This window comes from Thermosporothrix hazakensis, assembly GCF_003253565.1.
GTDB lineage: Bacteria > Chloroflexota > Ktedonobacteria > Ktedonobacterales > Ktedonobacteraceae > Thermosporothrix > Thermosporothrix hazakensis.
In genome coordinates this window covers 228,584-246,789 of record NZ_QKUF01000005.1, presented here as the reverse complement: position 1 = coordinate 246,789, position 18,206 = coordinate 228,584, and the positions used below count along the sequence as shown (strand labels likewise).

Annotated in this window: 19 protein-coding genes and 1 riboswitch; of the genes, 9 read left to right on the top strand and 10 right to left on the bottom strand. The window is 52.3% G+C overall.

Annotated features, from left to right (window positions below; all coding sequences use genetic code 11):
• Positions 1–136: 136 nt before the first annotated feature.
• Entirely contained in the window at positions 137–667 is a 531-nt protein-coding gene (locus tag EI42_RS10465) for a GNAT family N-acetyltransferase (RefSeq protein WP_111321590.1), read from the top strand.
• A gap of 144 nt (positions 668–811) precedes the next feature.
• Here the strand turns inward: EI42_RS10465 and EI42_RS10460 are convergent, their stop codons facing one another.
• The 3 genes from EI42_RS10460 to glnA form a co-directional block, all read right to left on the bottom strand.
• Positions 812–1,018, bottom strand: coding sequence for a helix-turn-helix domain-containing protein (locus tag EI42_RS10460; RefSeq protein WP_111321588.1), 207 nt, complete (start codon positions 1,016–1,018; stop codon positions 812–814).
• Positions 1,019–1,250: 232 nt separating this feature from the next.
• Positions 1,251–2,243 (bottom strand): GTP 3',8-cyclase MoaA, encoded by a 993-nt coding sequence (gene moaA, locus EI42_RS10455; protein ID WP_111321586.1) that lies wholly within the window; start codon positions 2,241–2,243, stop codon positions 1,251–1,253.
• A gap of 270 nt (positions 2,244–2,513) precedes the next feature.
• Positions 2,514–3,947 carry a type I glutamate--ammonia ligase gene (gene glnA, locus EI42_RS10450; protein ID WP_111321584.1) on the bottom strand — a complete coding sequence of 478 codons (1,434 nt, stop codon included), beginning with the start codon at positions 3,945–3,947 and terminating at the stop codon, positions 2,514–2,516.
• A 511-nt stretch (positions 3,948–4,458) separates the two neighbouring features.
• On the opposite strand from glnA, the gene EI42_RS10445 reads away from it, so the two are divergent.
• Complete coding sequence (locus EI42_RS10445; protein ID WP_111321582.1) at positions 4,459–5,118, top strand: hypothetical protein; 660 nt, start codon at positions 4,459–4,461, stop codon at positions 5,116–5,118.
• A 53-nt stretch (positions 5,119–5,171) separates the two neighbouring features.
• Here EI42_RS10445 and EI42_RS10440 read toward each other — a convergent pair whose 3' ends face one another.
• From EI42_RS10440 to cofE, 6 genes are read right to left on the bottom strand one after another with little or no spacing between them, the layout of a single operon-like run.
• Positions 5,172–5,564 (bottom strand): PPOX class F420-dependent oxidoreductase, encoded by a 393-nt coding sequence (locus EI42_RS10440; RefSeq protein WP_111321580.1) that lies wholly within the window; start codon positions 5,562–5,564, stop codon positions 5,172–5,174.
• A 20-nt stretch (positions 5,565–5,584) separates the two neighbouring features.
• A complete protein-coding gene (locus tag EI42_RS10435) occupies positions 5,585–5,986 on the bottom strand; it encodes a PPOX class F420-dependent oxidoreductase (RefSeq protein WP_111321578.1) in 402 nt (133 codons plus the stop codon).
• A 22-nt stretch (positions 5,987–6,008) separates the two neighbouring features.
• On the bottom strand, positions 6,009–6,635 hold the full coding sequence (gene cofC, locus EI42_RS10430; protein ID WP_111321576.1) for a 2-phospho-L-lactate guanylyltransferase: 627 nt from the start codon (positions 6,633–6,635) through the stop codon (positions 6,009–6,011).
• Between the two features lie 38 nt (positions 6,636–6,673).
• Entirely contained in the window at positions 6,674–7,603 is a 930-nt protein-coding gene (gene cofD / locus EI42_RS10425; RefSeq protein ID WP_111321574.1) for a 2-phospho-L-lactate transferase, read from the bottom strand.
• A gap of 13 nt (positions 7,604–7,616) precedes the next feature.
• Positions 7,617–8,264 carry a nitroreductase family protein gene (locus EI42_RS10420; protein WP_211326112.1) on the bottom strand — a complete coding sequence of 216 codons (648 nt, stop codon included), beginning with the start codon at positions 8,262–8,264 and terminating at the stop codon, positions 7,617–7,619.
• 27 nt (positions 8,265–8,291) lie between these two features.
• On the bottom strand, positions 8,292–9,059 hold the full coding sequence (gene cofE, locus EI42_RS10415) for a coenzyme F420-0:L-glutamate ligase (protein WP_111321572.1): 768 nt from the start codon (positions 9,057–9,059) through the stop codon (positions 8,292–8,294).
• Between the two features lie 266 nt (positions 9,060–9,325).
• On the opposite strand from cofE, the gene EI42_RS10410 reads away from it, so the two are divergent.
• Positions 9,326–10,960 carry a peptide ABC transporter substrate-binding protein gene (locus EI42_RS10410; protein WP_111321693.1) on the top strand — a complete coding sequence of 545 codons (1,635 nt, stop codon included), beginning with the start codon at positions 9,326–9,328 and terminating at the stop codon, positions 10,958–10,960.
• A gap of 83 nt (positions 10,961–11,043) precedes the next feature.
• Positions 11,044–11,421, top strand: coding sequence for a DoxX family protein (locus tag EI42_RS10405; RefSeq protein WP_111321570.1), 378 nt, complete (start codon positions 11,044–11,046; stop codon positions 11,419–11,421).
• A gap of 80 nt (positions 11,422–11,501) precedes the next feature.
• Here EI42_RS10405 and EI42_RS10400 read toward each other — a convergent pair whose 3' ends face one another.
• Positions 11,502–12,317: a PIG-L family deacetylase gene (locus EI42_RS10400; protein ID WP_170142524.1), complete on the bottom strand. Its 816-nt coding sequence runs from the start codon at positions 12,315–12,317 to the stop codon at positions 11,502–11,504.
• A 252-nt stretch (positions 12,318–12,569) separates the two neighbouring features.
• On the opposite strand from EI42_RS10400, the gene EI42_RS10395 reads away from it, so the two are divergent.
• The 5 genes from EI42_RS10395 (at position 12,570) to EI42_RS10375 (ending at position 18,193) form a co-directional block, all read left to right on the top strand.
• Complete coding sequence (locus EI42_RS10395) at positions 12,570–13,436, top strand: TrmB family transcriptional regulator (RefSeq protein WP_170142523.1); 867 nt, start codon at positions 12,570–12,572, stop codon at positions 13,434–13,436.
• A 56-nt stretch (positions 13,437–13,492) separates the two neighbouring features.
• Complete coding sequence (locus EI42_RS10390) at positions 13,493–14,761, top strand: adenylosuccinate synthase (RefSeq protein WP_111321564.1); 1,269 nt, start codon at positions 13,493–13,495, stop codon at positions 14,759–14,761.
• A 344-nt stretch (positions 14,762–15,105) separates the two neighbouring features.
• A complete protein-coding gene (locus tag EI42_RS10385; RefSeq protein ID WP_371860004.1) occupies positions 15,106–15,810 on the top strand; it encodes a PIG-L deacetylase family protein in 705 nt (234 codons plus the stop codon).
• Between the two features lie 73 nt (positions 15,811–15,883).
• Positions 15,884–16,018: riboswitch (FMN riboswitch) on the top strand.
• A gap of 236 nt (positions 16,019–16,254) precedes the next feature.
• Positions 16,255–17,118 carry an ABC transporter permease gene (locus EI42_RS10380; protein WP_111321560.1) on the top strand — a complete coding sequence of 288 codons (864 nt, stop codon included), beginning with the start codon at positions 16,255–16,257 and terminating at the stop codon, positions 17,116–17,118.
• A gap of 55 nt (positions 17,119–17,173) precedes the next feature.
• A complete protein-coding gene (locus EI42_RS10375) occupies positions 17,174–18,193 on the top strand; it encodes an ABC transporter substrate-binding protein (RefSeq protein WP_111321558.1) in 1,020 nt (339 codons plus the stop codon).
• The last annotated feature ends 13 nt before the right edge of the window (positions 18,194–18,206 follow it).

Sequence of the window (18,206 nt, the reverse complement as noted above, 5' to 3'; positions counted from 1 at the left end):
ATCTCAAAAGCACTGCTGTAGTCAGTAAAGCCTCCAGGAGAACTGCCACTCTGTTGAAGCTGTTAGATATGTTATATAATTGGTAGCCTGGACAGACTGAATTTTTTGTTGTATACGAGCAGAAAGTTACTAGAATATGCGTATTCGGAATTTTCGAGAAGGGGATGAAGTGGCTCTATTTCGTATTCATCAAGAGGCTGCGCGTATTGATGGAACGGAGGAGATGAGTGAGAGTGAATTCGTTATGTGGTTGGATGCACTTCAGCCTTCCACAAATGCTTTTGTTGTGACCGATGACGAGGACGAACTGGCGACATGGAGTCAGGCCGGGACACTGGAAGGTTTTGAGGGAGAAAAAGCAGGGTTTACCGTCGTGCAGCTTTTGCGCGATGAGGAGGGATACCATTTTCTCTGTCAGGGGGCTGTCTTGCCCCGTCTACGCGGACAACATGGGGGGCATCTTCTCTTGCGTGGGGCGCTCAATCATGCACAGGTACTGGCGTTTGAATTCGCTTTTGAGGCGGAACAAGAGGGAATTCCGGTCTATTTTGAGGCGCTCCTTCCGAGCAGTCATCCCGGTGCCGAGCGTCTGGCGGCAAAGTGTGAAATGCGTCCGACTGAAGCTGTGGTGCCTTCCGGTATGCGCCTGTATCGGCGGGAACTCTAGGCCTCTTTTCTGGTCTTTCTCCTTGTCGGGGAGCCTGATTGTTCTCTTTGCGGAGATCCTATCTTGCAGTGCTACAAGGTTAGACTTCGGTAGTAGAGGAAATACTACCGAAGTCGATGGACAGCACAAACAGGCCCTCAGTTCTTACTGAAGAGGCGGTTGTTGTGATGGAGCCAGAAGCCGCTCTAGCGTGGAACGGCGGATGCGATAGGCCTGCCGTGTGCCACGATGGGGTAAGGTGATTGCGTCTAGAACTCCATTTTTGATCCACCGTCTGACGGTAGTATCATCAACACGCAATCGTTTTGCGACTTCTCGAACTGTCAGTAGATCACTGTCATGGTATTCCACAGAGCCCCTCTTTCTGGTCCTAAACTCCCGACCAATGGAATATCTTCTATAATACGTGCTAAACTTAATACTTCAGGACTTCCATTAGATGTCCATTTGACTATAGAAACGAATATAACGCTTTGAGGTAACAGTGTATCTACATGAAGTTATATGCTTGTTGAATAGAAACTAACGTCGGAGTATGGTACTGTGGTAAGGGGTGAAGAAACCGAGTTTTGACGCTGCGGCCTCATCCCCCTATTCTGGACATAGTACGACTTGCACGCTTGAAGCGCTTATCTCCAATATAATGCTTGAGCTCCTTATGCCAGACTGCCTGACGAATCACATCTGCGAGTTGTGCATCACTGGCATCGGAGCGGACCACTGAGCGCAGGTCTGTTTCTTCAGTAGCGAAGAGGCAGGTGCGTAATTGCCCATCGGCTGTCAGGCGAATGCGGTCGCAGGAGGAGCAGAAAGGCTCACTGACCGGATTAATAAAGCCGATCTCGCCCACACCATCGCTAAAGGTGTAGCGGCGGGCGGTTTCTGAGGGATCGCCTTTAATTTGTACTAGCGGTCCATAGGCTGCTTCGATAATGGCCTTGATCTCCGCGCCGGTCAGGATGTCTTCTTTCCGCCAGATCTGGTCGGCGTCGAGGGGCATGAACTCAATCCAGCGGACAACAAAGGCGTTGTCGCGAGCGAAGCGCACAAAATCGAGTACCTCTTCTTCGGTGAAGTCGCGCATTGCCACGGCATTGATTTTGATGGGATGAATCGAGGGATATTTTTTGATTTCTTCCAGACCCTCCAGGACACGTTCAATTTGATCACGCCGGGTGAGTTGGGCAAATTTCTCGCGTACCAGGGAATCGAGACTGACATTAATGCGGGTGAGCCCTGCTTCTGCCAGTGCTTGCGCCTGCTGCTTCAAGAGCACGCCGTTGGTGGTCAGGCTCAGGCTACGCAGGCCTTCCAGCGTATGGAGTTGACGGATCAGATCAGGAACATCCCGCCGGACAAGCGGTTCGCCACCGGTCAGACGAATTTGTTCAATGCCCATGTTAACGGCGACTCGGCTGATGCGCACAATTTCCTCATAGCTGAGAATCTCGGCTTTTTTCAGCCAGGGGAGCCCTTCTGCAGGCATACAATAGGTGCAGCGGAAATTACATTTATCAGTAATTGAAATACGCATGCTTTTGATACGTCTGCCATAGCTATCAACAAGTGGTTCCATGACGTCAGTTGCTCCCTTTCTGCTGGTGCCCTTTCAGAGGGTGCTTTCTACAGCGCGTTCTGCTTTTAAAACGCCCTGTAGATTCATATAGTATCACATTTTGCGGACATTGTTAACACTTTCGTTGAGGAAAGAGCCCGTTCAGATGACGTATGTATGGGCTTATGTCCTGTATGGCGGCTACTACATGTAAATGAGAAGAGCCACCCATTTTTCAAGACCATGCTGTGGTCAGGGTGGCTCTTCTCATTTCAAAGGAGGCGAAATTGTTTATGCATCATAGTACAGTGCGAATTCGATGGGCACCGGGCGCAACCGTACTGCTGTCGACTCCTCGCGCAGAAGATCAATATACTTTTCGATCAGATCAGTTGTGAACACATCACCTTCGAGCAGGAAGGCATGATCGGTTTCCAGAGCCTTCAGCGACTCTTCCAGCGAGGCGGGAACCGAGCAGATGTCACGCAGCTCTTCCTTCGGGAGATGGTACAGGTCTTTATCGATCGGGCCATAACCGAAATCGGTTGGATCGATCTGGCGGCGAACACCGTCCAGACCTGCCATTAACAGAGCCGAGAACAGCAGGTAGGGGTTTGCCGTTGGATCTGGCGGGCGGAACTCGATGCGTGTTCCCTTCGGGCTGGTGCATTTCGGGATACGAATAGCAGCACTGCGGTTGCCCTGGGAGAAGACCAGATTGACCGGAGCCTCGAAGCCGGGCACCAGACGCTTATAGCTGTTGGTGGTCGGTGCGGCAATCGCCATCAGGGCAGGTGCATGCATCAGCACACCGCCGATGTAGTGGCGAGCTGTCTCAGAAAGGCCGGCATAGCCATCAGGATCGTAGAAGAGGGGCTTTTCATCTTTCCAGAGGCTCTGATGGGTATGCATTCCAGAGCCGTTATCACCGAAGACCGGCTTGGGCATAAAGGTTGCTGTCTTGCCGAAACGACGGGCCATATTGCGGATAACATACTTATAAAGCAGGATGTTATCGGCTGTTCTCAGCAGGGTACCGAACTTGATATCAATCTCACACTGTCCTGCCGCGCCGACCTCGTGGTGCTGCGTTTCGACTTCAATGCCCAGTTCTTCAAGCTGAAGTGCCATCGCTGTACGCAGATCCTGCAAGGTATCATTGGGGGCAACAGGGAAGTAGCCGCCCTTGACCGCCATAAAGCTGCCCTTGTTGCGACTGCCATCAGCCATTGTATCGCGGCCACTGTTCCATGCTGCCTCATCCGAATCAACCTCGACGCACTGCTTGTTATCGGTTGAGGTGTAGTGGACGCTGTCGAAGACGAAGAACTCCGCTTCCGGGCCAAAGTATGCTGTATCTGCAATGCCACTCGTACGCAGGTAATTTTCAGCCTTTTGAGCAACGTAACGGGGATCACGGCTGTATGGCTTTCGAGAGCCAGGATGGGCGATATTACAGATGAGGCTCAATGTTGGTGCTGCGGTAAATGGGTCCATGAATGCTGTGTCAGGATCTGGCAAGACCAGCATATCACTTTCGTGAATCGCCTGGAAGCCTTTGACGCTTGATCCGTCGAATGGCAAACCTTCGAGAAACATATCTTCAGAGAGTTGACGGATGGGCATGCTGAAATGCTGCCACCTTCCGGGCAGGTCGGAAAATTTCAGGTCTACCATCTTTGCGCCGTTCTCTTCGGCAAATCGTAAGACTTCCTCTGGAGTCATCTGCTTACCTCTCCTCTTGTTTTCTCAGACTTTCGCGTAAATACCTGCACCTTTGCCGGTTCTTGCAGCACACATTGCTCACGTATTTCTATTAGTTATTTTGCATAAGATACTGTGCTTGTTGGCTCAGCAAGTCGCTGAGTGCTTTTCTCTGTAGATATAGTATCGCTCCGAGGAAAGGGATACTACAGTTACTTTGTCCGAAAGTTTTATAGTTGGGTTTGTGCAATGTGCACAAAAAAGAGGAAAAGACTGTGCTGGAAACTTGCGTCATCCTGCACAGAAAGGTATGATGCACACTGGATAGAGCCCGATGAGATACGATGATGTGTTTTGTCTCGAAGATCTGATAGAAATAGATATATATAGTATCAGTATCTCGGCACAATGAAAAGAGAGCATAGGCATATTGTACAATAGGAGATTACTGATTTAACGTGATACTCTGGCAAAAATGACGCTGTACCCTGGCCTGAAATGATGATGAGTACTGTGTTTAAAGGAGAGACTGATGAGTTCTTATGATGATACAACGCAGCCAATACAGAGGCCCGCTGCCCCATCTCCTGCATCCTCCAGCCCGAAAGTCTCAGCTCCGCGATCGCCAAAGGCACGACGGCCTCTTGGATGCTTGCTATTGACCTTCTTACTTGGCGTCCTGGTGGGTGCAGTTGGTCTTGCTGTCTTTGCCGTATGGTTTCTTGGCGGTGATCGCCCACCGGTCACACAGACGCCTGCCAATCGGAAAGACGCAATTGTTGTTCAGTTCAATTATCCATTTCTTTCGCAGATTTTGACAAAGAACATTGATGCGGCGGCCTCTGAGCTTCCCGGGCAGGTCAGTAATGCACAGGTCTCCTATCAGCAGAACAATCAGTTCGCGATTACCGGAGATGATCAGATAACGATTTTCGGCTTTCAGACTACCAAGCATTTCACGCTTGTGATGCAGCCCTATGTGCAGGATTGTAAGGTGCAGGTCCGGATGATTCATGCCGATATGGGAGGGATTCCAGCAACCAATTTCGCTGCCGATTTTGAGGGGAAGGTGAATACCTATTTACAGGTAGATCCGGCCCGGCTGCTTCCCGGTTTTACCTACTGTGCAACTGGAGCAAGCGCTGATGAGAACGGTATCAAAGTCAGTTATTCAGCAAAATCGCTCTCGTAAGGAGCGGATACAGGGCCAGGCATAGATTACAACCTGGCCCCTTTGTTCGCTGGCTAGCCAACAATGTGCTCGACTTCAATCTTGCAGATCTCGCGTACCTCACCGGGGCGACGGAAGGGATGTTTATCCTGATTCAGATAGCGCTTGGCCAGGTGATCGATGTGTTCTTCTGCCCCCTCTTCAGTAATCTCAACCACTTTCCCGCGTATGGAGACATAGCGGTAGGGGTTCTCCGGGTCGATAATGGAGAGCGCAACATGAGGGCGCTTGCGGATGTTGACGTCTTTGGTGCGCCCTTTCACCGTATTGAACAGGATGTGCTGGCCGTCAAAATCGATCCAGACCGGGGTGATCTGTGGGGTACCATCGGCCATTATGGTTGCGAGGTGCGCAAAGCTTTTCGCCTTAAAAAGCTTCTGATAAGCTTCAGGAATCTGTTTTGCCATTGTAGCTTGCTCCTTATCTTTCATATGTTTTCAACAATGTTGGTAATCCTGATACGGAGAGAAACCCGTTGCTCTTTGGAATACACTTCCATCTGCTTCCGGGCTTGTTCTTCGCCGTCGTATCGTGCGGCCAGACGATAGATGTCACGCTGCGCGATATCCGGGTCGTCGATCAGCTCAACGGTCCCTGAGATGGTAAGATAGCCCCCATCCTCGAAGCAAACAGAGACACGTGGATCTCGACGTATGTTGCGTGCTTTGATGCGGTTTGCTTCTGTGTTCATCAGGATGGTATGCTCGTCTTCAAGCAGATACCACATTGCGGAAAGCTGCGGGCTCCCATCCGGATTAATGGTGGCCAGGACCGCAAAGCGGCGCTCCTGAAGGAAAGTACGTGCTTTTGCTGAGAGGCTCTTTGTCATGTGATAAGTGCTCCGATTTTGTTTAGCTTACTAGCGAATTGCGATTTCGTACGGCCTCGGCTTTCAGGTATTTGAGCGCGGTTAGATCGTCAATCACATCAATATCCAGGGCGCTCCCGATGCTGGTATACAGCGTATGCTGTAAGCCGAGATCCTGTGCTGCCTCGCGGTGAAGCTGGAAACTGCCAGGTCCGAAACGGTATGGAATCGCGAGAGGGGGGCGAGTGAGCAGGGCGTTGGTACCGGTCCCGTCGCGGGAGGGAGCCAGAACAACGGCGTGCTCTTCGGCGAGATTGCGCATCTGACGGATGTCGTCAGGATGGAGCAACGGCAGATCGGCAGAAATAGTCAGAAGTGCCCCGGTTCCTGCATTGCGCTCTCGGATCGCTGCCGCATGGAGTGCCTCGTTGTGGCCTGGTACCTCTTCGGGTGAGGGCTGTGCCCCCCAGGCACTGGCCTGAGCCAGCACATGGGGATCCGCGCTGACAACAAGAATGGCATCCAGCGCATTACTGGTCTGTAAGGCATCAATAACGTGCCGGAGCATCTCAAGGACCAGGTCTGCCCGCTGTTTTTGCGAGAGGTGGGGAGCCAATCTACTTTTCACTTCTGTAAGACGTTTGACGGGAATAAGCGCTTTATATGTCATTATGTTTCTACCACTGCCTGTTCTTTATGTGTACTGACTTAGAGCACCCCCGCTGCACGCAGTACCGTTCTGGCAAGCTCGGTTTTCGCATCCAGATCACGCATAATGGTATTGGTCACGATGCATTGTATACCCGCTTGCTCGATTGCCGGGGCGAGCCCTTCATCCTGTGTATCAATGACCATTGTATCGAGAAAATCTTGATAGCTTTGGGCGACCCCTGCTGCTGAGACCTCCATACCCAGACCGCGCATCATTTTATCTGCTGGCCCTTTAATCGTTGCGCCTCCGACAATCGGGCTGACCGCGACAACCTTTCCCTTTGTCTGGCGTACGGCTTCACGAATACCCGGAATGGAAAGGATGCTGCCAATACTGACAATGGGATTGCTTGGTGCGAGTAGCACTGCCTCGGCTTCGCGAATCGCTTCAAGTACGCCCGGGGCAGGGCTGGCAGTTTCAGCGCCTACAAAGGTAATACCCTGTACTTCATCATTACAACGCCGCTTGACAAAATATTCCTCAAAGTGAATAAGGCCGTCCGGCGTTTGCACGTGGGTAGCGACTTGATCGTTGGTCATCGGTATCACGCGCAGTGAAAGTCCCAGCTTTTCGCGCATCTGCTCGGTGATCTCGGACAGCGTTTTTCCCTGACGGAGCAGGTTGGTCCGATGAATATGGGTGGCAAGGTCTCGATCTCCCAGGGCGAACCAATCTTCATAACCGTAGGCGGTAAGCTGCTTCATAGTATGGTACGTGTCGCCTTGAATGCCCCATCCCTGCTTTTCGTCAACCAGATGCGCCAGGGTGTAGAGCACAATATCAACATCGGGGGAGACGTGGAGCCCATAAAACTCGCGATCATCTCCGGTATTGGCGATAACGGTCACATTTTCCTGGGGGACAACCTGCACCACTCCCTGAAGGAAGCGAGCAGCGCCGACCCCGCCTGCAAGCACTACTATCATGGTGACTTTATCCTCAATCGAAACGTACTATCAGTTCTTCAATGGGGCGATGAGGCTTGCGCTTGGGATCGGCTGCCGCATAGCCCACAATAATCATGGCCTGGGGAATGAAGGCATGATCCAGCTCCAGCGCCTCGCGGGCTATTCCCGGGCAAAAGAGTGGGGCGCACATCCAGCCGGTGTCCAGCCCAAGTGAGTAGGCCATGAGCAACATATTCTGAATGGCAGCGCCGATACTCTGAATGGCCATGGTTGTTTCATGTGCCTGTCGCTGCTCATCGGCGTAGGTGTCCAGCTCTTCCAGGTAGAGGCAGGGAATGATGATGGCGGGCGCGTTGAGAATGCGCTGTCGTGATTTTTCCAGCCGCAGCGTGACGATCTCGTCGGGTTGCCCGTCCATTTCCAGATTACGTCTCCATTCGTCACCCATCTGAGTGGCAAGCTCCTGCTTGAGCTCGGGGCGCGTGACGACAGCGAAACGCCACGGCTGGCGCCCGTGTGGTGATGGTGCCCAGCGAGCGGCTTCCAGCATGCGTTCAAGGTACTCGCGCGGTACGGCTCGTTGCTGAAACTGCCGAACGCTGCGGCGGCCACTGATGATCTCATCGAGTGAGTTGAGCTGCCTGCCTGTTGTTGTTTTGGTGTTGGAATCGATAGCCACGGTTGCTCCCTGTATATCGGTTGTTGCTTAGCGGAACATGTCCTGACTGCTTTCGCGAAGCAGTGTCTTTGCATTGCCGGTGCCAGGATGATACTCATAGCCCCGGATCAAGGCAACGGGAACTGCGTTCACTTTCCCCATGACCAGTTCTGAAGCGGCGGCAAGTTCATCTGCAACAGCGATAATGCTGGCGCGAAGCTCGAAGCCATAGGGGTCGTTCTGCCCTCGATAATCGGTCAGCGCATTCATTCCTGCGACTCCGATTGCCATATTGACCTGACCGCTGCGCCAGGGGCGACCCCAGGTATCAGAAATAATGACGGCTATTTCTAGTTTCTCGGTCTCGCCGTGGAGCTCCTGAAGACGCTGGCGAATATGGCTTGCCGACGCATCCGAATCCTCGGGAAGCAGGGTCAGAATGTCTCCGCCCTCCACATTGGATTCGTCAACGCCAGCGTTGGCGCAGATGAAGCCGTGGTGTGTTTCACTGATAATAATCCCTCGATCCATGCGCACGATGCGTTTACTCTCGCGAAGCACCACTTCGACATGTCGCGCGTCTTTGTTATGTTCAGCGGCAAATCGCACCGCGAAAGGCGATGGCTCGATATCTTCCAGATGGACAATACGCCCTTCGGCTTTCGAGACGATTTTCTGGGTGATGACCAGAATATCTCCAGACTGAAGGGCGCAGTTCTGGTGCTGTAATGCTTCAAAGATGAGAAGACCCAGGTCAGTTCCTGGGGCCACTTCACCTATGCCGGTTATTGGAATAATGCGAATTTCTGTATTCATGTTTTTCCTCGTGTTGTATTATATACGCTTGGATGCAATGCTGCAAATAATAAAGTGTTGCTTTATGGTGATACTCTCCTGCAAGGAAGGGGGGGTATACTTTCCGATGCCATTCTATCTGGAAGAAAAGACACCCTTTGTCTTGTTTTCTTTTTCGTATCGTCGCTGTTGCGCCGATGCGCGATCCCCTTCTGAGGATGTATAATAATGCATTGTTTGTTTACAAGTTTGTGTGGACTTTCGAGAAGAAAGAGGAACAGATAATTATGCCTTTAGTGCGGAAAAAGGACACACGCTTCACTTTTATTTCGCTCGCCTGCTTGCTGCTTCTTCTACTCTCAGCCTGTGGAGGTGGTAGTACAGGTGCTACGAGTAACAGTGAGACACCTGCACAAAAGCAGGTACTGCGTTTCCCGAATGTCGGCACGGCTGATATCGGGAAACTTGATCCGGCAAGCGGTCCCGACTCGAATTCAAATCTTGCCATTAATATGATTTTTAGTGGATTGGTGCGCTCGGATAAAGATTTGAACGTCGTCGCCGATCAGGCGGAGTCGTGGAAGATTTCGCAGGACAACAAAGTCTATACCTTTAAGCTCCGACCAGACGTCAAGTTCTCGGATGGAACTCCTGTGACGGCTCAGTCATATGTCTGGACCTGGACGCGTGCTCTTCTGCCTGAAGTGAAGTCACCTGTAGCCTCGGTGTTGATGGAATCCATTGTCGGAGCGCAGGATGTCATTTCCGGCAAGTCGAAAACGCTCAGCGGTGTAAAGGCGCTGGATGAGCATACATTACAGGTCTCGCTTGTCCGTCCCACGGCCTACTTCTTGCAATTGCTTACCGTCTCCCTCTTCTATCCCTTGAATCAGCAGGTCATCGAGAAATATGGACAGGATCGCTGGTCCCAGAACATCGCCAACACCGGCGCGGGAACCGGACCCTTTATGGTGAAATCCTGGGAGAAGGGCGTGAAGATGGTTCTGGTGCCGAACCCTCATTACTATAGAACAAAGACGAAATTGAGCGAAGTGGATATGTTCTTTATCAAAGATCCTGCAACCGCTTTTCGCTCCTATCAGGCAAACCAGTATGATTTAATCTGGAACCTGATTCCTGCCGATCAGGAGACTGCAAAGAAGCTGCCGGGCTTTGTGCGCAAGCCTATCTTACAGACAGATCTGCTGTTCTTTCACAATAAGATGCCGCCGTTTGATAAGTCTGCTGTCCGTCAGGCTTTTGCCGCAGCCATCGATAAAGAGGCGCTGGCAAAAAATATCTTTAAGGATACGGTGACGGTCGCCGATACAATTATCCCGCCCGGTCAACCTGGCGCGCAGACTGATTACAAAGGCATTCCCTTCAACAAACAGAAGGCCCGGCAGTTACTGGAATCAGTTTATCCTGATGTGAGTAAGATGCCGCCTGTGACCTTTACCTATCCGGGGTCGCAGGTGCCACAGGATGAGGCTTCCGCTTTGCAGCAGATGTGGAAAGATGCTCTCGGTGTTCAGGTGAAGCTGAACCCGATGGAGCTGACAACCTATAACCAGGAGACATCAAAACGAACTGTCCAGTTTGGCTTTACTCAGTGGGGTGTGTACTTCCCGGACCCGTATGAGTGGCTGGATCTGAGCCTGCTTTCAACATCCGCCAACAATAACGGCCTGTGGAACAATCCAGAGTTTGATAAGACGGTTGCGCAGGCCGAGAACGCTTCCGGGCAGGATCGCCTGAATCTGTACTCTAAAGCTGAGCGTATCGCTATTGAAGATGTGGGCTGGCTACCATTGACGCACAAATCAATGACGGCTGTCTTCTCTTCTAAGCTTCATGGCGTGACCTTAAACAGTAATGGTCTCTACTTCGGTGACTGGTCGGAGGTGTATCTGACGCAGTAGCAGGCTCATCTTTCAGCAGAGGCTGCTTCCTTGCTTTCGATCAGTTACCTGCATGACAAGGTATATATCGAAAGGGGGAAGCTATGTCTCTACTGAAAACGGTTGGGCGGGGGTTGCTTTCAGCGATCTTTATTACCAGTGGCGCAAACACGGTGATGCATCCCGAGGGAATCGCGCAAGCTGTTGAGGCAAGTGGTATTCCTCAGGCTCGCCAGGCAACGATTCTGAATGGAGCGTTGATGTTGCTTGGCGGTACCGCTCTTGCGGTCGATGTGCTGCCGAAGCTCGCGTCATTGACGCTGATTGGAACGATGATCCCGACAACGTTGCTGGGACACCCTTTCTGGAAGGAAGATGATCCCGCCAATCGTACCGGCCAGCGCATTCATTTCATGAAGAATCTGGCGATGATTGGTGGCCTGATCCTGGTCCTGTTTGAGCGGGACGAAGATCAAGGCTGAAGGTGCAAAGAAAGAGCAGGTTCGCTTGTGATAGAGCCTGCTCTTTTATTGTGTTGAAAATGGCTATGGGTGGAGATAGATCACTTTGCTGGTTGCCAGTAGCGCTCGTAACAGCGACCGCTTTCCGGCTTGATCGTGCGCGGATAGGTAGTCGTTTGCTCGACGAGCTGTTCCTGACTGCCGAAGTTCATCAATGTCTGTGAACTATACATGCTCGAGGCTTCGACCTTGCAGGTCAGGGTCTCGGTAATGTCAACAAGCATCGGCGTAAAGGAGCGTTTGAGCTCGCTCATACGGTCCTCAAGTGAGAGCGGCGCGGCGCGGAGTGCATACGGGAAGTCTTCGTAGTAATAGACAGTGGCTCCGCTTTGCTCAAGCAGTGCTCCAGCCTCATAAACGCTGAGATGATCGACATGATGTCCAGTTGCAAGCGGGAAGTACCATATTGCATCTGGATGGCGCTGCTGAACCGTAAGAAGCTCTTGCGCAAGCTGCGTTTCGATCCAGCGATCATCCGGGTGAATCTGGGGAATTTTCCTCTCATCGCTGGCGAAGGGCGTATCGCGGTAGATCTTGTCATAGTAGTGGAGCCAGAGATAGTCACTGTGCAGATGCTCGCAGGCGGCGGCGTCTTCGAGGCGACGGATTTCAACAACCTCCTGTGCTGGCGTTGTCTCAGGGAGCGACATGATTTTGTGAATAGAAAGGGCCTCTTCTCTGAGAGGCATTTCTGGACCGGGGGCAGACGCATAAACGGTGACAACGAGTGGACGCGCTCCTGTGCGCGCCAGAGCCTCCAGTGTTCCTCCACAGGAGTACACAACGTCATCAAAGTGAGATGAGACGAAGATGTGTTGATGATGACCGCTGATGTTATCGTAGGTTGTCAGGCGCAACTGCTTTTTCCTCCATGCATTGTCCTGCTGAAATAGAGAGACGTTAATTTAAACACTAGTATATCATGCATGAGCAATCGGCAATGATCGGGAGCTGGAGCACGAGACAGCTTCTCTCGCGCCCCAAAAAGATGAGCAAAAGACTTCCCGGCAAAAAATGATATTGGCTTCTCCCTTGACAGCGCTCCTGTTAGTTCGGTATAGTAGTAGTGTTTGCTACTACTATACCCTATGCAGAAAGGACAGAATCTCATGACCGGCACACCCATCGAGGAAATGAAGCATCTCGGCTTCACCGGGGCCGAAGCGCAGGTGTATGTCTATCTTCTTCAGCATCCCCTCTCTACCGGCTATGAGATCAGTAAAGGGACAGGTTTGCCCCGGGCAAATACCTATCAGGCGTTGGAGACGCTGGCGGCGAAAGAACGGGTAACTGCGGTCAGTGCGGAACCGGTACGGTATGCGCCTGTTCCTCCTGCGCGTTTGTTGAAGCGAATTCAGGCCGAAACGGAGGAACGGTGCCGGGCGCTGGAACAGCAGCTCTCTGCGCTTGAGCAGCCCGATGCCGTTGGGCATTACTGGGAGCTGAACGAGCGAGGTCGTATTGAGGCACGTTTGCTTGAACTGGTGAACGCGGCACAACATCGCATTGCGGCCAGCCTCTGGGCGGAAGATCTGGAAGCGCTGGCCGACGCACTACGTGATGCGCGAGACCGTGGCTGCACTATTATCCTGAATCTCTTTGGTGAAGCTAAGGCCGACTTCGCAACGATTTATCAGCACGAGGGACCGGAGAAGGTGGTCAGTGGCCATCTGGTGGCGCTGGCGGTTGATTTTGAAGAGGCGTTGGTGGCATCGCTTGACGCGCCCGCAACTGGTGTGGTGACGCAAAACCGTACTCTGGTACGGCTCGTGGAAAAATTGATACGTGATGAGGCATATGTTGCCGCGATTTATGAGCGGTTCTCGGATGACCTGGAAGAAGCATTCGGGGCACATCTGGTCGAGCTGCGGCGGCGCTTGTTGCCCGAGGCGGATGCTGAGCGCCTGGTGGCGATCACTACATTGGGCTCACGCTCGATTCACCTTCCGGCTGCTTTGGATGAGTCGTTGCGCTAGTTGCTGTATTATTTTCAGGCATGTTTGGCCTGACTACGTTTTGAGGAGCATATCTTATGACTGTTACAGTTGTCGTTGGCACACAATGGGGCGATGAAGGCAAGGGGAAACTTGTCGATCTGTTGAGTGCGGATGCTCAGCTCTGTATGCGCTTTCAGGGCGGGGGCAATGCAGGCCATACCGTGGTCAATCGCTTTGGGGAGTTCAAGCTTCATCTCGTCCCCTCGGGTGTCTTTAATTCTACCTGTTCCTGCATTCTGGGCACCGGAACCGTGATTGATCCTCCGGCCCTGCTAGAGGAGCTTCAGGAGATTGCAGCGCAAGGTGTTCCCATCGACCATGTGCTGATCTCTGATCGCGCTCATGTGGTGATGCCCTATCATAAGTTGCTGGATAAGGTGGAAGACGAGGCACGTGGTGCGTATCGCGTCGGGACTACTGGCCGTGGGATTGGTCCGGCCTATACGGATAAAGTGGCTCGCATCGGCATTCGGATAGGTGATCTGTTCTATGAAAATGTTTTGCGCGACAAACTGGCGATTATCTTGCGTCGTCATAACACAATCCTGACGCATGTGTATGGGCAGCAGCCATTTGATGCAGAGCAGCTTATTTCTGCCTGTCTGGAATGGGGAGAGCAGCTTCGTCCGCGTATTGTTGATACAGTGCCTCTGGTGCGTACAGCATTGCGCGAAGGGAAAAATATCTTGCTGGAAGGTCAGCTAAGCGCGATGAAGGACATCGACTGGGGCTCATATCCTTTTGTAACCAGCTCAAATCCGTCGTCGGCGGGGGCCGCTGTTGGCGCTGGTATTCCTCCGTATCGGATTGATCGGGTGATCGGCGTCGCAAAGGCCTATAGCTCGCAGGTAGGCACAGGGCCAATGCCAACCGAACTGCAAGGTTCAGAGGCCGAACATCTGCGCCAGCTTGGGGGCGAGTATGGGGCGACAACGGGCCGTCCACGGCGCGTTGGTTGGTTTGATGCGGTCGTGACGCGCTTTGTCACCGGACTCAATGGCTGTACTGGCCTGGCAATCACCAAGCTGGATGTGCTGGATACCTTTGATGAGATCCCGGTGTGTGTAGCCTATCGCTATCAGGGAGAGATCTTGCAGGATCTGCCTGACCCGTTTATTCATGAGCAGTGCGAGCCGGTCTATGAGTATCTGCCGGGATGGAAGCAGGATCTCAGTCAGGTGAAATCGCTACAGGATCTGCCGCGCAATGCTCGGGCCTATCTGGATCGCCTGACCGAGCTGACCGAGGTCCCGCTGCATAGTGTGGGCGTTGGTCCACATCGCGAACAGACATTGCTTGCCTGATCTTTCTGCGATCGCTCAGAAATATGCCGCCTTTGTTGCTGAGGGCGGCATATTTTTCGTTGCTCGATTGTTTCTATAGCTATACAGAAATACCAGGAGGTCAAAAGAGATCCTGTCCAGGGACACTATTTTGCTTCAATGTTGATGGAAAATCTTAGAGCCCGTTTTTGTCCTTTTGGACGGTGTGCAGAATTGAACTGCTTGCATATAATATGCTTGAGAATAAAGGGTTCTGGATGTCAGCAAGAAGGGTGTTGATGCGCCCTTCTTTTTCAGGCCTTCTGTATGAAAAGAGTGTGAGGAAGAAACAAGTGAGCGTACAGGAAGAACAGAATAAAGTCGCTATGGTTATTATGGCCCATCCTGATGATGCCGAGTTCGGATGCTCTGGGACCGTTGCGCGTTGGGTGCGCGAGGGATGGGATGTGTACTATGTCGTTTGTACAGATGGTGGAAGTGGTGGTTCTGATGATGCCACTGATGTGAGCCCGGAAGCTCGACGCCAGATCACCGAGACCCGAATGCAAGAACAGCGGAACGCCTGCCGTATCCTCGGTGTGAAAGATGTCATCTTTATGGGGTATCCAGATGGCATGTTGCGGCCAACGCTGGAGTTGCGCAAAGATATTGTGCGGCTGCTGCGACAATATCGGCCTGCGCGTGTGATCTGCCAGTCTCCTGAGCGGACCTGGGTTCCAGAATTGAGCATTCCGCGCCATCATCCAGATCATCTGGCTGCCGGTGAAGCGACGCTGGCGGCTCTCTACCCGGCCTCGCAGAATCCCTGGGATTTCCCTGAACTGCTGGCAGAAGGCTTGAAGCCGCATAAGGTGTCGGAGATTTACATTGTGGGCGCTCCCGTGGAGAACCACTATGTCGATATTACCGAGACTTTTGAAACGAAACTAGAGGCGCTGCGAGCACATACCAGCCAGGTTTCTGCTGATTTTGAAGCTATTGTGCCAATGCTGCGCTACTGGGCTGCTTCGGTAGGGAAGAAAATTGGTTCTCTGTATGGGGAATCGTTCCATCGCGTCGAAAATCGCTAAGCTCGGGTATATGCAAGGGGATGGATCTCTCCTTGCATGCCTATGACCTTTTGTGGCATACTATGGCTGAAGAAAAGACCTTCGGGGCAGGGTGAGGAAAGCGAATTTCCAATTCCCGACCGGCGGTAAAGCCCGCGACCTGCAGTATGCAGTGGATCTGGGGAAGTTCCAGAGCCGACGGTTACAGTCCGGATGGGAGAAGGTTGAAAAGAGATCGTATCTTCCTGCACTTTCGAGCAGGGAGAGGCATAGCGTTTCTATATATGTATATATGTGCATAAGGTGTGCGTGCTGTATCGCATGAAACATGCATATCTTGTGTGTGCTATGCGCGATCGCCATGTATCTCCCCTCGCAACATTTCCCCCTGGGTCGGTGGCTTTCGACGGACAAGCTGTGTCTTGTCGTGTTTTTCCGTCTGTAAAACTACCGAGAGGGATGTAAATGAGTGTGATTTCACCAATCAAGGATGAGGCGTTGCTTGAGCAGCAACCACATGGAATGACTTCTGCCGCACGTATGCGGCATCAAAGAGCCCGTCAGCATGCTCGTACCGCGAACATCTTGCTTTCCGTTGTGCCTCCTCTGGTACTGGCGCTCCTGTTGTTTCTTGGCTGGTATCTGGGCACCAATCAGGGACAGATAAATGCGCTCTTCTTGCCCGCACCACAGGATGTGTTTACCGCTCTCAATGATGGTATCGCTTCTGGTCTCTATCTGAATAACGTGCTGGTGACGGTGAAAGAGAGCCTGTTAGGCTTTGTGCTGGCGCTGGTTATTGCGATCCCGCTTGGCTATGGTCTGGCGAAGTCGCGGCTGTTGGCTGCGGCTATTCACCCTTATCTGGCGGCGGGACAGGCGATCCCGGCGATCGTGATAGCCCCCTTGCTGGTACTCTGGTTGGGGTATGGTTGGATTCCCAACATGTATGTCTGCGCACTCACTGTGCTGTTCCCAATGGTTGTGAATACCGTGCTTGGTATTCAAACAATTGAAAAGCCGTTAATTGATGCTGCGCGAGTTGAGGGGGCATCAGGCTGGACAATGTTCGCGCATATCGAGTTCCCGCTGGCATTGCCTTCAATCGTGGCAGGGATTCGCACCGGGTTAACGCTTTCGGTTGTAGGCGCTCTGGTAGGCGAGTTTGTGCAGGGCGGCGATCAGGGGCTTGGCTCCTTACTGCTGGTTGCCAAGAATCAATATAATACCGCATTTATGTTCGCTACTTTACTTGTCTTAGTGGTTCTGGCTGTGGCATATTATGGCAGTACGTGGCTACTGGGAAAGCTGGCGAAGATCATCTACTGATAGCCGGTATTTTCCGGTTGCATGATTACTGGATTGAACGGAGTCAATAAAGCAGATGTTTGTACGTCGTCGAATCTCTGCGCTGTCATCAGCGCTTATGTTGGTGCTCGCCCTGGGCTTGCTGCTTGCTGCGTGTGGAGGAGCCACCTCTACCGGAGCAGGAAGCCCTGCAACTCCTGCCCCCGGCGCGAAGAAGGTCTCTATCGGTCTGGGGTATGTTCCTGATGTGCAGTTTTCCCCTTTCTATGTTGCCAAGAGTAAGGGGTATTATAATGAAGTTGGTCTGGATGTCACCTTCAATCATGGGATTGTGCCTGATCTGGTGGGCTCGATGGTTGCCGGGAAGAACACCTTTGTGTTTGTCAGTGGGGATGAACTCCTGACTGCCCGGGAGAAAAAGGTCAATGCCGTGAATGTCGGGACAATCTTTCAAAAGTATCCGGTGAGCCTGATTGTGCCCGAGGACTCGTCGATCAAGTCGCTTGAGGATCTCAAGGGACACACTATCGGGGTTCCGGGAGAATACGGGGCCTCTTATGTGGGGCTACTGGCGCTGTTGTATAAGGCACATTTGACAAAGGCCGATGTCAAGATTCAGTCAATCGGCTTTACGCAGGTTCCGGCCTTGTTGGCGCACCGTGTTGATGCTATTATGGGCTACTCCAACAATGAGCCGCTTCAGTTGCAGAAGCGCGGGGTCAAGGTGCGTACCTTCGCGGTCTCGGAGAATTATCCGCTGGTCTCGAATGGTATTGTCGCGACCGAGGAGATGCTGCGTACAGATGAGAAGACAGTGCGGGCATTTGTACAGGCGACGCTGAAGGGGTTGCAGGATGTCATCAAGAATCCCGAAGAGGCGGTCACGATCAGCAAGAGCTATGTGCCTGGCCTGACTGATACAGCTGGCGCCCTGGAAGTGCTGAAGGCGACTATCCCGACATGGCAGGGCAAGGGCAAACTTGGCTATAATGACCCGGCGGTCTGGGAAGCGACGGCTCGCTTTATGGTAGATCAGAAGATGATTTCGCCGGTGAAGGATTTGCAGAAGGCCTATACAAATAGTACTGTGCTCTAGCAAGCAGCAGGAG